The organism is Thermophilibacter sp. (assembly GCF_966187215.1).
Genome location: NZ_CBIFYV010000014.1, coordinates 16,990 through 29,231, shown reverse-complemented (window position 1 = coordinate 29,231; position 12,242 = coordinate 16,990). Strand labels below are relative to the sequence as shown.

The following is a 12,242-nucleotide window of genomic DNA, read 5'->3' as shown; positions in this document are numbered from 1 at the left end:
GGCTTGCGAGAAGGGAGAAGAGATGACGGGACACATGGAGCGGATGAGGGCGCGCCTGCGGGAGCTCGTGCGGGATGAGTGCGGACAAGGTACAACAGAATATGCCATCTTAGTTGGTGTTTTAGTAGTAATCGCAATAATTGCAATTCTAGCATTCAGAGACAGGGTGTCGGAGCTGTGGGAGGCCATCGCGAGCGGCATCAACTCGCTGTGAGGGTGCGGCCGGCCCTCGTCGCGCTGGCGCTCGTCGTGGCCGGCGCGGCGGGGCTCGCCCTGAGCGTGGCGGGCCCGCCCGCGCGGACCCCGGTCGAGAACGAGCGGACGCTCGAGGGGGAGACCGGGGAGGGCCCCTCGCCGACCGGCGACGCGGCCGGGCCCGGGGACGCCCCAACGGCCGCCGAGCCTGACGACGCGCTGCCCGAGCCGGTCCGCGAGGTCCTCGGCGACGCCGCGGGCGCGGACGGCGCGCGGTCCTGGAGCAGCGAGCTGTCGCTGGAGGACGAGGCGGCGCGCGTCCTGGGCGAGGCGGCCGAGCGCGGCGACTGCGTGCTGGCGCGCGCGGGCTATCTGGACCTCACGGGAGGGACATGGGGATGCGTGACGCAGGGGAGCGGATGGACGGAGGTCTGCGTCGTCTGGGCGCGGACGGACGGAACGGGATGCGAGGCGCGCGCGTGGAGGCTGGACGCGTCGGAGCTCGCGGCGCGACGGGGAGGTGGCTAGCGGATGAGGGCGGCCAGTCGACAGTCGAGTACCTGCTCGTGCTCTCGGCGTTTCTCGTCGCCGTGGTGGTCATGGGCCTGCTGTGGCACGCGGGGCGCGACGGAGCGCTCGTCGGCGAGGCGACCCGGGCCGCCTCGCACGGGACGGCGCAGGGCGGGGTCGCACTGCTCAAGGACGTCCTCTGCTACTGAGGCGGGCGCGTCGACCCGGGGTCAGATGAGCGTCGAGGCCGCCGTGCTGCTGCCGGTCGCGCTGACGCTGGTGGCGCTGCTCGTCCAGCCCGTTTGCGTGCTCTACACCCGCGCGGTAATGGCGTCGACGGCCGGCGAGCTCGCGCGGCTGGCCGCCACGTCGCGCGGGGACGAGCATGACCTGCGGGCCTTCGCCCTGAGGAGGCTGGCGGCGGTGCCGGAGGTGTCGGTCTTCCACGTGGGCGGCGCCGACGGCTGGGACGTCGAGGTCGAGGGACCGGGCGAGGAGGGGGTCGTGACCGTGGCCCTCGCGGGTCGCGTGCGCCCCCTGCCCGTGCTCGGGGTGCTCGCGTCCGCGCTCGGTGAGGTCGAGGGGAACGACGTGGTGCTGAGGGTCGAGACGTCCGCCTCGGTGCGGGCCGACTGGATCGGAGGGAGCTATGGGGACTGGGTCGGCATCTGGTCGTGAGGGGAGCCCCGTGCTCTCCGTCTTTCGTGACGACGAGGACGGCTTCACCACGGTCGCCGTGGCCGTGTCGCTGCTGCTGTGCCTGACGCTCGTTTTCACGGCGGCGTCGGCGGGCTGGGTGGCGGCGCGCTCGTCCGAGGTCCAGCGCGTGGCCGACGCCGCGGCGCTCTCGGGCCAGAACGCGGTGGCCGCCTACTCGACGATCGCCCAGGTGCTCGACGCCTGCGTGCTCAGCCTGGGCCTCACCGGCATGATCACCTACGGGGCCGGGCTCGTGGCCTCCTGCGTGCCGGGCCTCACGGGGGTGGGACTGGAGCTGTGCTCCGCGGGCGGGCGCGTGCTCGACGCGCGCTCGCGGCTCGCCCAGGCGGCCGGGGAGGGGCTCTCGCGCCTGGAGGCGGCGCTCCCCGCGCTGGTGGTGGCCAACTCCGCGTCGTGCGTCGCCGCCAACAGCGAGGAGGGCCTCGCCTACGTGGGCTGCGCCATCCCCTTCCCGGTGCGCTCGTCCTCGGACTTCTCCGCCCTCGAGGCGGAGGTCGACCAGGAGGGGCTCGACGAGCTCTCCGAGCGCATGCGCGAGGCCTCGGCCGAGGTCCAGGAGGCGCGCGAGCGCGCCGACGACGCGCTGGAGCGGGGCTGGCGGGCCGACTGCGGATCTGCGCCCTACTGCCTGTGGGAGCGAGCGGACTCCCTGGCCGGTCTTCCGGCGGCGAGCAACCCGCGCTACGCGTCGCCCGACGGGTGGAGCTTCGGCGCCCCGCTGCTGCGCGCCCGGAGCTACTACGCGGCGCGGCTCGAGGCCGAGCGCGTGACGGGGCGCACGGACGAGGAGTTGACGGACGCGGCGTGTCGTCGGGCGTTCTACGAGTACGCGCTCGGCCGCGTGCGCGCCGGCTCCTGGGTCGAGCGCGACGACGGCACGGTCTCCTCCGACCTCCCGAGCCTGCCGCGGAACGCCGACGAGACGCGGGCGACGGAGCTCTACACGCGGCGCGCCTGGCCCTGCACGACGGAGGGCGGCACGCGCACCCTGCACTGCTCGCTCGACTGCTCGGGGGCGACGGGGGCGGCCGCGGGCGTCGCCTCGCTCTCCGAGCTGGACGCCGGCCTCGTCGCGCGCTGCGACGCCTGCGGCATGGACGCGAGCGACCTCGGGCGGGTCGCCTCGGCGTCGACCTCCATCGAGAACGGGTTCGAGCACCATTGGCGCCTCATCGTGGAGGCGTCGGAGGACTACGAGGCCGCCCGCAACGACTTGGCCGAGGCGGAGGGGCGCACGCGCGAGCTCGCCGAGGAGGGCGAGGACGCCTTCGAGGAGGCGACGGACCGGCTCTCGGGCGCACGGCCGACGCTCTGCCCGCCCGGCGCATGGGGGTGCGTCGCCGTGGTGGCACGCGCCGACGGAACGACCGTGCCCACCGAGCTCACGCGCGCATTCCTCTCGTCCGCGGAGCTTCCCGCGGGGGCCGCGGCGTCCGCCGCGGTGCTCGCCCCTGACGATTCCACCGCCGAGAACAACGTGCTCTCGAGCTTCCTGGACGGCCTGTCGGCGGGGGACTCGGTGCTGGGTGGTGCCGCCGAGGGGGTTCTGGGGCTCTGGGGCGAGCTGCTCGTGGGATACGGTGGGGCCTACGGGCGGGTCGCCGAGCTCGGCGGGGCGTTTCTCGACCGGCTCGACGGCGTGCTGGGAGGGTCGGTGGGCGCGTGGCTGCGCGAGCGGCTCAAGGGGGCGCTCGCGGACGCAGGGCTCGAGCCGGTGGACATGCGTCTGCGCAAGCCGGTGCTCACCAACACGCAGGACGTGCTCGACCAGAGCGGCCTGGAGCAGGCGGCGTCGGTGCGCGAGCTCGTGGCGCGGCTGCCGGAGTCGGCCTCGGCCGCGGACTTCGCCCGGTCGCTCGGCGTGGAGCTGGTCGGCGGGGAGGGCTCGGCGACCGTCACCGTCGCCGAGCTGACGATACCGGGAACCGACGTCACGATCCCCCTGACCGTGGACCTCTCCTCCCTGGCGGGTGCGGCATGAGGGCGTGGGTCGCCGCGCTGCGGGGGCGCGAGGGGCAGATGACCGTGGAGCTCGCGGTGCTGACGCCCGTGGTGATCGTCATCGCGCTCGTGGCGCTCAACCTCATGGGGTACGTGGAGGCGTGTGCGGCCTTCGACCAGGCCGCGCAGGACGCGGTGCTCGCCCACGGCGTCGCGCCGTCCGGCGAGCAGAGCTCCGAGCGCGCCGTCGAGGAGGTCTCGTCCGCGCTCGCCGAGGCGCTCGGCCGAGAGGGGCGCTGCGAGGTGGAGGTTCGCGCCGAGGGGGTCTCCGAGGGCGGCCGGCAGACCTCGTTCGCCGTGTCGCCGCTGCTCACGAGGTACGTGTGCACGCTCACGTACCGTCCCTGGCCCCGATTGGCGCGACTGCCCGGCGTCACGTTCGAGGCGCCCCTCGCGCTGCGGCACGAGCGCGAGATCGTGGTGGACCGCTATCGCAGCGGGGTGGTGGTCTGACATGGGAGGGCACGTGAGGCTGATGTCGGACGAGCGGCCCGACCTCGTGCTCGAGCTCAGGGTCCTGGGTACGTGGGCCGAGCGGCTCCGCGGGCTTCTCGGCACCCGGGAGGACGCGGAGCCGGTGCTGCTCGCGCGGTGCGGGTCGATTCACACCTACGGGATGCGCTACCCCATCGACGTGGCGCTCGTCGGGGAGCGTGGCGAGGTGGTCGCTGCGCGGAGGGCCTTGGGGCCGCGTGAGCTGCTCGCGCACGCGGGCGCGCGCTGCGCGATCGAGCGGCCGGCGGGACGGGGCCCGTGGCCGGAGGCGGGGGAGCACCTGTGGGTCCGCGCGGCGAGCGCCGACGGGGTGGGAGCCTAGGGAAGGGAGCGTCATGCCAAACGAGAGGGAACCGGTCGGATCGGTGGCCTATCGGACGAGGGTGTGCCCGCGCTGTGGGTCGGAGCTCTATGCCGACATGGGCGTCTGCTACGGCTGCCTGTATGACTTCGAGCGCGAGGCCGAGCGTTCCGAAAGCCCGCTGCCCCCGCTGGCGGTGGGGCCGGGCGAGACGATGCCCCTCTCGGTGGCGGGTCCCGCGGAGGGCCTCATCGAGGACGTGGGCCTGCTCGTGCGGACGGCCTCGGTCGACGCGTGGGTGGCGGTGCCGGAGGAGGGGCTCGTCATCGGGAGGGCGCCCGGCTGCGACGTGGTGCTCCACTCGCTGGCGGTCTCCCGCGCGCACCTGCGCGTCACCCCGACGCCCGACGGGATGGAGGTTCGCGACCTGGGGGCCACCAACCCGGCGCGCTACCGGGGGCGCGAGGTGCGCGACTGCGTCGTGGTGCCGTACGGGGACTCGGTCGACGTGTGCGGCTGCATCCTGACGATGACCGGGCCGCGGGCGCGGGGGCGCTCGTGAGCGGGCGGGGCTCTGCTATGCTGACGGCGACCTGTGAGAAGGCGACGTCCCTGGAGGCACCATGTCCAACCACACGGATCCCCGTCGCGTGCTCGGCACGCTCGCCGCCGCGCTGCTCGTCACCGTGGTCGCGCTTCTCGCCCTCCCCGCCGCGCCCGCTCAGGCGCGCGAATACGCGATCTCGCGCGTGGACATAGACGCGACGGTCCTGCCCGACGGGACGCTCAGCGTGGCGGAGACGCGCACCTTCGACTTCGATGGCAGCTTCAACGGCGTCTACTGGGACATCCCCACCGGACACAACGAGAGCAACGGCCAGGACGTCGAGGTGAGCGTGCTCTCCGCGGGGGAGGGGACCGCGGGCGATGTCACCGCGCTCGAGGCGTCGGACTCCGGCGCCAACGGTACCTACCGGGTGGAGCGGCGTGGGGACGTGCTGCGCGTGACGCTCTTCTCGGCGCAGGAGGACGACGAGGTCGCGTTCACCATCGCCTACGCGGCACGCGGGGTCGTCACGCGCTGGTCCGACACCGGGGAGCTCTACTGGAAGTTCGTGTCGGACGGCTGGGACGTGCCCTCCGACAACGTGACCTGCACGCTGCACCTGCCGGTGCCGAGCGGGGCTTCGGTGGAGCCCGGCGAGACGGTGCGCGCCTGGGGCCACGGACCGCTCGACGCCGAGGTTGCCTTCGACGGCGACGACGTGGTCTTCACCGTGCCGGGCGTGGGCACCGACGAGTTCGCCGAGATGCGCGTGGCGTTTCCTTCCTCGTGGGTCGCCGACCTGGCGGAGACGCCGGGCGAGCGGCTGCCCACGATCCTCTCCGAGGAGCAGCGGTGGGCCGATGAGGCCAACGAGCGCCGCGACCGGGCGCGCCTGGCCTACTTCGGGTCGATGGCGGCCGCGGCCGTCCTTGCCGCGGGGAGCGTCGCCTGGGCTCTCGTGCGTCGCGCGCGCTATCGTCGCGAGGCCGCGCCGCGCTTCCAGGACGCCTACTTCCGCGACGTGCCCACGTCCGACCACCCCGCGGTCCTGGGCGCGCTGCACGACGGCGGCGACGTGGACGGCCGGCAGCTCACCGCGTCGCTCATGCGCCTCACCGACCAGGGCGTCCTCAGGCTGGAGAAGGTGACGGAGACGCGAAGGGGACTGCTCGGCGAGAAGGTCGAGGAGGACTATCGCCTCACCGTGGAGCGCGAGCTCGCGCCCGCCGGAGCGGGCGACGTCCGGGCGCGGCAGGCGCGTGACCTCGACGAGCGGACGCTGGAGCTGGTGTTCGGCACGGTCGCGGGGACCGGGGCGCAGGTGGGAGCGAGCCTGTCCTTCGAGCAGATCGAGGCGTTCGCCAAGCGCGAGCCCCAGGCGTACTCCGACGCGTACGACGAGTGGGAGGGCTCCGTCAGGGGCGCCTACCTCACGCGCTTCTCGGGAACGGGCGAGCTCACCCGCGGGAGGGGCCTGCTGTACGCCCTGGCCGTCGCCGACTGGGCCGTGGGCGCGCTGGTAGCGGTGGCGCTGGCGGTCATGGGGGCGCCAGCGCTCGCGATCGTGGTCGAGGCCGCCGTGATGGCGGTCGTCGGCGTTGCGGTCTTTGCGGTGGCCCACGGCATGAGCGACCTCAACCGGGAGGCCATCGAGGTGCGCGCCCAGCTCGACGCGCTCGAGCGCTGGCTGCGCGAGTTCACGCGGCTCAAGGAGGCCCCGCCCACCGACGTGGTGCTCTGGAACCGCCTGCTGGTGATGGCCGTCGCCCTCGGGGTGGCCGACGAGGTGATAGAGCAGCTCAAGGACGCGCTGCCGCAGGTGATCGACGACCCGCTGTTCATGCCCGCGTACGGCTGGTTCTTCTGGTACGGCCGCGGGACGCGCGCACCCGTCGCGGCGCTCGCGCACAGCGTCGAGTCGGCGCACAACGTCTCCGCGGCGGCGCTCGCCGGCTCGTCGAACAGCTCGGTCGGCGGGGGCGGGGGCGGCTTCTCCGGAGGCGGGGGCGGAGGCTTCGGCGGCGGGGGCGGAGGCGGCGCCTTCTAGGCGGTGCCCTGCGAAAAAAGGCTTTGACAACGGAGGGGCCTCTGGTATAGTGAATCCCGCACTGATTCGGCTGGGTAGCTCAGTTGGTAGAGCAGGGGACTGAAAATCCCCGTGTCAGGGGTTCGACTCCCTTCCCCGCCACCAGTAAGTTCGCAGGCCGGAAGCCATATGGTTTCCGGCCTGTTTTGCATTGCGCCTTGCTCCCGCCGTGGCGCTTCTCGGCAAATAACCCGCAAAAAATGATTTCATAATCATATAATCGCAGGATTAAGGTTTGTGAATGTCAGATTTTGCGTGTTAATGCGGCCGTGCCGGAGCCGATGGGACCGCGCCGGAGCCGATGGGACCGCACCGAATCCGAGGGGACAGCACCCGCGCGTCAGTACCGCACCTCGAAGTGGTGCTCGGAGCGGTCAACGGGGATTTCCTCGCGCTCCTTCACCACGTAGCGGATGGGGCGGTGCCGGTACGCCTCGAGCATCTGCGGGATGAAGGCGCCCACGTGGGCCGGCGCGCCCTGGATCTCGGCGGTGACCGAGCCGTCGGGGTTGTTGATCACCCACCCCGTGAGCTCGAGCTCGCGCGCCACCATCGACGACGTCCAGCGGAAGCCCACCCCCTGCACCTCGCCGACGAAGCGGAGGTGGAGCCGCACGGCGTCGTCGGGGGCCGTGATGCCCGTGTCGCCGCGTCGCCCGAAGAATGACATCGCGCCTCCTCGCAGGTCTGTGTCCGAATCCCGTAGTCGCGCCGAGACCGGGCCGCTCCGCGCGGCCCACGCGTACAATATACCCGCTGTCGGCGCGAGGCGGGGGCAGGGCCGGCAGGCGCCCGATGGGGCGCGACCGCCCCCGCGCAGGATGCGCACGTGCCATGAGGAGGAACGATGGGCTGCACTCGTAGGGAGTTTCTCGCGCTCGCGTCCGTGGGGTCGGTCGTCGGGCTCGCCGGCTGCACGCCCGCCCAGCGACCCGCGACGGAGCCGTCCGACAGCGCCGAGCAGCCCCCGGTCGACGTCGACCTCAACGAGTTCGCCGACCTCGCGCTCGACGCCTCCGCCTGGCGCTACGACTCCGAGCACGACGTCTACTACCAGCTCGGGCTGACCTACTGCAAGAAGCCGGCGACCCCCACCTACGAGTCCCTCGCGATCTTCGTGCCCGGCGCCTACCTCACGGGCGAGAAGAGCGGCGACACCTACACCTGCGAGATCAACGACAAGGCCGTGGTGGGCAACTTCACGCCCGCGACGGCGCCGATCCTCATGCCGATCAACGCCGGGACCCTCTCGGCCCAGACGAGCCCCACGGCCTACGGCTACGACGGCCTCGCGCCCTACCTCGAGGCCGGCTGCGTCTACGTCTACGCGGGGTTCCGCGGCCGCTCGGCGGGCTACGACACCACCTCGGGCTCCGACGAGCTGTTCCCCGGGGGCTCGCCCTGGCCGGTGGTGGACCTCAAGGCCGCCGTGCGCTACCTGCGCTACAACGCCGACGCCCTTCCGTGCTCCACGGACCGCGTCTTCGTCTTCGGCTTCTCGGCGGGCGGCGGCGTGAGCGCCGTGCTCGGCGCCTCCGGGGACGCCGGGGCCTTTGACCCCTACCTCGAGTCCATCGGCGCCGTCACGCACGACGCCAAGGGCGCCGCGGTCTCCGACGCCATCGCGGGCAGCGCCTCGTGGTGCCCGGTCACCTCCTTCGACCAGGCTGACGCCGCCTACGAGTGGTGCCAGGGCCAGTACGCGAGCGACGGCACCCGCGCCGAGGGCACCTGGACCCGCCAGCTCTCCCAGGACCTCGCCGCGTCCTACGGCGCGTGGGTCAACGGCATGGACCTGCGCGACGACTCAGACGACCAGCTGACGCTCGACGAGACCGAGGCGGGCGTCTACGCGATGGGCTCCTACGCCCAGGCCCTTCTCGACGAGGTGAACGAGGCCGCCACGAGCTTCGTCCAGACCACCGCGTTCCCCTATACCTACACGCCCCAGCGCCTGGAGGACCCGTCGTTCCCCGGCGACCCCAACCTCGCCGCCGCGCGCGCCGCGGACGCCGCCGCGGCCCAGGCGGACGACGCGTCCTCCGCGCCCGCCGACGGCACCGGCGAGGGCGACGTGTCCGGGGGCACCGTCGACTCCGCGCTCCTGGCGACCGGCGTCTCGCAGGTCCAGTCGACCATCTTCGACTCGGCCCAGAACTACTTCGCGGCGCTCAACGCGGAGTCCTGGTGGATCAACTACAGCCACGGCTCGGGCAGCGTCTCGGTCTCGAACCTGCGCGACTTCGTCCTGCGCGCGCGCCCCGCGTCGCTGGACGCGGCGCCGTTCGACCGGCCGGACCGCAGCTCGCGCACCAACCAGCTCTTTGGCATCGGGGAGGAGTCCACGCTGCACTTCTCGGCGTCCGTCGGCGAGGTGGTCGGGGCCAACGCCGAGACCTACGCCGCGCTCGGGGGCTGGGACGCGGAGTACCCGCAGGCCTGGGAGGACGACCTCGCCAAGACCGACGCGCTCGACGTCTCGATGGGCGACCGCGTCTCGATGATGAACCCGCTCTTCTGGCTGAGCGGCCACTACGACGGCTACGGCCAGTCGACCGTCGCGCCGCACTGGCGCGTGAACGAGGGCCTCTTCGACTCCGACGTGTCGCTGTGCTGCGCCGCCAACATGGTCTGGGCGCTGCGCAAGTACGACGGCGTGACCGACGTGGCGCACACGCCCGTCTGGGGCCAGGGCCACGTGCTCGCCGAGCGCAGCGGGTCGGCCACGTCGAACCTGCTGTCGTGGGTGGTGTCGTGCTGCGCGGCGCAGTGACGTGCCGGCTCGCGCGCCCTTCTCACCACGATGTGCCGCAGCGATAAACGCATAAACCTACCCATATGACGCGGGGTTGACAATACCCTTTCCGTGAACGGCAGAAAAATCCCCAATCCCGTGCTATACTTCACAGAGTGTGAAGGGAGTGGGCCTATGTTCGCCGTCGGTGAGTATGTCGTTCATCCCGGTCAGGGGGTCTGTCAGGTCGAGGACGTGACCGAGGGTCCCCGTGCCGTCTACCAGCTGATGCCGGTGGGGAAGCGCCATCCCATGCGCATCAGCTTCCCCGTGGCCAACGAGGGGCGCCTGCGCCCGATCCTCTCGCGCGACGAGGCGCGCGACCTGCTCGACGAGGTGCCCGCCATCGAGGTCGAGCGCTTCGAGGCGCGCAACAACTCCCTCGAGGAGGAGCACTACCGCGCCGAGATGCGCGAGGGCTCCTGCCGCGACTCCATCCGCATCGCCAAGACCTTCCGCATCCGCATCGAGGAGCTCTCCGCCCGCAACAAGCGCCCGCCGGTGGCCTACGAGCGCATTCTCAAGGAGGCTCGCGAGCGCTACAGCTCCGAGCTCGCCGTGGCGCTGGGCTGCACGCCCGCCGATGCGCTCGAGCTGCTCCAGGCGCGCATGGGGGAGCGCCCGGAGGACAACTGACGTTACCGTTGGGGCACGTGGCCCCGTGTGAGGCCTGTGAGGGAGCCCGCCAGCCCGTACAATGGGGAAATCTCAAGCGAAGCCGTTGAGGAGGACCCATGTCTGAGGCTGACACCACCGGGCAGACGCCCGGGACCCGCGCCATCATCACCGTGCTGGGAAGCGACCGACCGGGCATCGTAGCCGCCGTGGCGGGCGCCCTGTCCGAGCGCGCGGCCAACATCCAGGACATCTCGCAGACGATCCTGCAGGGCATCTTCACGATGACCATGCTCGTGGACCTGGCCGACGCGGACTTCTCGGAGCTCAAGGCCCGTCTCGACGAGCTCTCGGAGGACCTCGGCGTGCAGATCACCATGCAGCGCGAGGAGGTCTTCCGCTACATGTACCGGCTCTAGGCTCAAGAGACGCGCGCGGCGAGAAGCCCCGCGGGAAGGAGGTTCCATGATCCGCATGCCCCGAGGGGGAGGCCGTCCGATCCTGACCCCGCGCGAGACCGACGCCTTCCTGAACGCGTCCGACGCCTACCCGATGCCCTCGGTGGGGCTGGGGCTGCCGCCCGTCTCGGACGGCCTCTACCACGGCTACGAGGACGTGGACGTGGTCCCGCCCGAGCTCTATGCCCGCTACGACGTCAAGCGCGGGCTGCGCAACGCCGACGGGTCGGGCGTGCTCGTGGGGCTCACCACGATCTCCAACGTCCACGGCTACAACAAGACCGACCACGGCATCGAGCCCGACGAGGGAGACCTGGTCTACCGCGGCTACCACGTCTCCGACCTCATCGACGCCACGCAGCGCGAGGACCGCTTTGGCTACGAGGAGGTCGCGTACCTGCTGATCTCGGGCAAGCTGCCCACGCACGAGGAGCTCGCCGACTTCCGCGCGCGCATCGACTCGCGCCGGCAGCTGCCCGAGGGCTACCTGGGCATCTTCCCGCGCGCTACGCACAGCCACAACATCATGAACGTGCTGCAGCGCGCGACGCTGCTGCTCTACGCCTTCGACCCCACGCCCGACGACACCTCGCCCACGCACGAGATCGACGTGGCGCTGTCGCTTCTGGGCCGCTGGCCGCGCACGGCCGCCGTGGCGCACGCCGCCCGCGTGGCCGCGGAGAACGACGAGCGGCTCGTGGTGCCGCCCGCGCGCGAGGGCTACTCGATGGCCGAGACGGTCCTCGACGTGCTGCGCTCCGACGAGGGCTTCACGCACGAGGAGGCCATGCTGCTCGACGTCATGCTCGTCCTGCACGCGGAGCACGGCGGCGGCAACAACTCCACGTTCACCACGCGCGTGCTCTCGTCCTCGGGCACGGACGCGTACTCGGCCTACGCGGCGGCCATCGGCTCGCTCAAGGGGCCCAAGCACGGCGGGGCCAACACCAAGGTGAGCGCGATGATCGACGACGTGGCGGCCCACGTGCGCCACTGGGACAGCGACGACGAGCTCGCCGGCTACCTCGAGAAGATCGTGCGCAGGCAGGCCTTCGACAAGAGCGGGCTCATCTACGGGCTGGGGCACGCGGTCTACACGCTCTCGGACCCGCGCGCCGTGATCGTGAAGCGCTACGCGCGCAACGTGGCCCGCGCGAAGGGTCAGGAGGCGCGCATGGCCCTCATCGAGGGCATCGAGCGGCTCGGTCCGCAGGTCATGCGTGACGTCAAGGGCTCCACCAAGCCACTGTGCGCCAACATCGACCTCTACACCGGCTTCATCTATTCGATGCTCGGCATCTCGCCGGACCTCTACACGGCCATCTTCGCGATGGCGCGCCTCGCGGGCTGGACGGCGCACCGGATGGAGGAGCTCTACGGCGCCGGGCGCATCATCCGCCCCGCGTACAACACCGTGATGCCGCACGCCGGCGCGCCCTACGTGCCCATCGACGAGCGCTGACTCGCCGTCGTAGGCGCGGGTCGCGCCGGCGCGTGCCGGGACCGGTCGGGTGAGGGGC

At 71.9% G+C, this 12,242-nt stretch carries 14 protein-coding genes and 1 tRNA gene; 14 read left to right on the top strand and 1 reads right to left on the bottom strand.

Annotation, left to right across the window (positions count from 1 at the left end; all coding sequences use genetic code 11):
* The first annotated feature begins 22 nt into the window (after positions 1 to 22).
* The 10 genes from ACWTSU_RS01515 to ACWTSU_RS01470 all read left to right on the top strand — a co-directional run bounded on the left by ACWTSU_RS01515 (position 23) and on the right by ACWTSU_RS01470 (position 6,960).
* Entirely contained in the window at positions 23 to 214 is a 192-nt protein-coding gene (locus tag ACWTSU_RS01515) for a Flp family type IVb pilin (protein ID WP_455138139.1), read from the top strand.
* The gene (locus ACWTSU_RS01510; RefSeq protein ID WP_455138138.1) at positions 211 to 723 is read left to right on the top strand and encodes a hypothetical protein; all 513 of its coding nucleotides are present in this window, start codon (positions 211 to 213) and stop codon (positions 721 to 723) included. Before ACWTSU_RS01515 ends, ACWTSU_RS01510 begins: the two co-directional genes overlap by 4 nt.
* Positions 675 to 914, top strand: a complete 240-nt coding sequence (locus ACWTSU_RS01505) for a hypothetical protein (RefSeq protein WP_455138137.1) — start codon at positions 675 to 677, stop codon at positions 912 to 914. Before ACWTSU_RS01510 ends, ACWTSU_RS01505 begins: the two co-directional genes overlap by 49 nt.
* A gap of 25 nt (positions 915 to 939) precedes the next feature.
* Positions 940 to 1,383 (top strand): pilus assembly protein, encoded by a 444-nt coding sequence (locus tag ACWTSU_RS01500; protein WP_455138136.1) that lies wholly within the window; start codon positions 940 to 942, stop codon positions 1,381 to 1,383.
* A gap of 10 nt (positions 1,384 to 1,393) precedes the next feature.
* Positions 1,394 to 3,406 carry a TadE/TadG family type IV pilus assembly protein gene (locus tag ACWTSU_RS01495; protein WP_455138135.1) on the top strand — a complete coding sequence of 671 codons (2,013 nt, stop codon included), beginning with the start codon at positions 1,394 to 1,396 and terminating at the stop codon, positions 3,404 to 3,406.
* Complete coding sequence (locus tag ACWTSU_RS01490) at positions 3,403 to 3,879, top strand: hypothetical protein (RefSeq protein WP_455138134.1); 477 nt, start codon at positions 3,403 to 3,405, stop codon at positions 3,877 to 3,879. Before ACWTSU_RS01495 ends, ACWTSU_RS01490 begins: the two co-directional genes overlap by 4 nt.
* Before the next feature lie 13 nt (positions 3,880 to 3,892).
* Positions 3,893 to 4,243, top strand: a complete 351-nt coding sequence (locus ACWTSU_RS01485; protein ID WP_455138133.1) for a hypothetical protein — start codon at positions 3,893 to 3,895, stop codon at positions 4,241 to 4,243.
* A 13-nt stretch (positions 4,244 to 4,256) separates the two neighbouring features.
* Complete coding sequence (locus ACWTSU_RS01480; RefSeq protein ID WP_455138132.1) at positions 4,257 to 4,784, top strand: FHA domain-containing protein; 528 nt, start codon at positions 4,257 to 4,259, stop codon at positions 4,782 to 4,784.
* A 61-nt stretch (positions 4,785 to 4,845) separates the two neighbouring features.
* Complete coding sequence (locus ACWTSU_RS01475) at positions 4,846 to 6,816, top strand: DUF2207 domain-containing protein (protein ID WP_455138131.1); 1,971 nt, start codon at positions 4,846 to 4,848, stop codon at positions 6,814 to 6,816.
* Positions 6,817 to 6,884: 68 nt separating this feature from the next.
* A tRNA-Phe gene (locus ACWTSU_RS01470) sits at positions 6,885 to 6,960 on the top strand.
* 235 nt (positions 6,961 to 7,195) lie between these two features.
* Here ACWTSU_RS01470 and ACWTSU_RS01465 read toward each other — a convergent pair.
* Positions 7,196 to 7,525 (bottom strand): acylphosphatase, encoded by a 330-nt coding sequence (locus ACWTSU_RS01465; protein WP_455138130.1) that lies wholly within the window; start codon positions 7,523 to 7,525, stop codon positions 7,196 to 7,198.
* A 177-nt stretch (positions 7,526 to 7,702) separates the two neighbouring features.
* On the opposite strand from ACWTSU_RS01465, the gene ACWTSU_RS01460 reads away from it, so the two are divergent.
* The 4 genes from ACWTSU_RS01460 to ACWTSU_RS01445 all read left to right on the top strand — a co-directional run bounded on the left by ACWTSU_RS01460 (position 7,703) and on the right by ACWTSU_RS01445 (position 12,184).
* Positions 7,703 to 9,628, top strand: a complete 1,926-nt coding sequence (locus ACWTSU_RS01460) for a subtype A tannase (RefSeq protein ID WP_455138129.1) — start codon at positions 7,703 to 7,705, stop codon at positions 9,626 to 9,628.
* A 156-nt stretch (positions 9,629 to 9,784) separates the two neighbouring features.
* Entirely contained in the window at positions 9,785 to 10,285 is a 501-nt protein-coding gene (locus ACWTSU_RS01455; RefSeq protein WP_455138128.1) for a CarD family transcriptional regulator, read from the top strand.
* Positions 10,286 to 10,383: 98 nt separating this feature from the next.
* A complete protein-coding gene (locus ACWTSU_RS01450) occupies positions 10,384 to 10,683 on the top strand; it encodes an ACT domain-containing protein (protein WP_455138127.1) in 300 nt (99 codons plus the stop codon).
* Positions 10,684 to 10,729: 46 nt separating this feature from the next.
* Positions 10,730 to 12,184, top strand: coding sequence for a citrate synthase (locus tag ACWTSU_RS01445; protein ID WP_455138126.1), 1,455 nt, complete (start codon positions 10,730 to 10,732; stop codon positions 12,182 to 12,184).
* Positions 12,185 to 12,242: the final 58 nt, after the last annotated feature.

What these genes read in the sequence shown, in the direction of transcription:
- ACWTSU_RS01515 (WP_455138139.1), top strand. Translation starts at nt 23, where the DNA reads ATGACGGGACACATGGAGCGGATGAGGGCGCGCCTGCGGGAGCTCGTG.
- ACWTSU_RS01500 (WP_455138136.1), top strand. Translation starts at nt 940, where the DNA reads ATGAGCGTCGAGGCCGCCGTGCTGCTGCCGGTCGCGCTGACGCTGGTG.
- ACWTSU_RS01490 (WP_455138134.1), top strand. Translation starts at nt 3,403, where the DNA reads ATGAGGGCGTGGGTCGCCGCGCTGCGGGGGCGCGAGGGGCAGATGACC.
- ACWTSU_RS01480 (WP_455138132.1), top strand. Translation starts at nt 4,257, where the DNA reads ATGCCAAACGAGAGGGAACCGGTCGGATCGGTGGCCTATCGGACGAGG.
- ACWTSU_RS01475 (WP_455138131.1), top strand. Translation starts at nt 4,846, where the DNA reads ATGTCCAACCACACGGATCCCCGTCGCGTGCTCGGCACGCTCGCCGCC.
- ACWTSU_RS01465 (WP_455138130.1), bottom strand. Translation starts at nt 7,525, where the DNA reads ATGTCATTCTTCGGGCGACGCGGCGACACGGGCATCACGGCCCCCGAC.
- ACWTSU_RS01460 (WP_455138129.1), top strand. Translation starts at nt 7,703, where the DNA reads ATGGGCTGCACTCGTAGGGAGTTTCTCGCGCTCGCGTCCGTGGGGTCG.
- ACWTSU_RS01455 (WP_455138128.1), top strand. Translation starts at nt 9,785, where the DNA reads ATGTTCGCCGTCGGTGAGTATGTCGTTCATCCCGGTCAGGGGGTCTGT.
- ACWTSU_RS01450 (WP_455138127.1), top strand. Translation starts at nt 10,384, where the DNA reads ATGTCTGAGGCTGACACCACCGGGCAGACGCCCGGGACCCGCGCCATC.
- ACWTSU_RS01445 (WP_455138126.1), top strand. Translation starts at nt 10,730, where the DNA reads ATGATCCGCATGCCCCGAGGGGGAGGCCGTCCGATCCTGACCCCGCGC.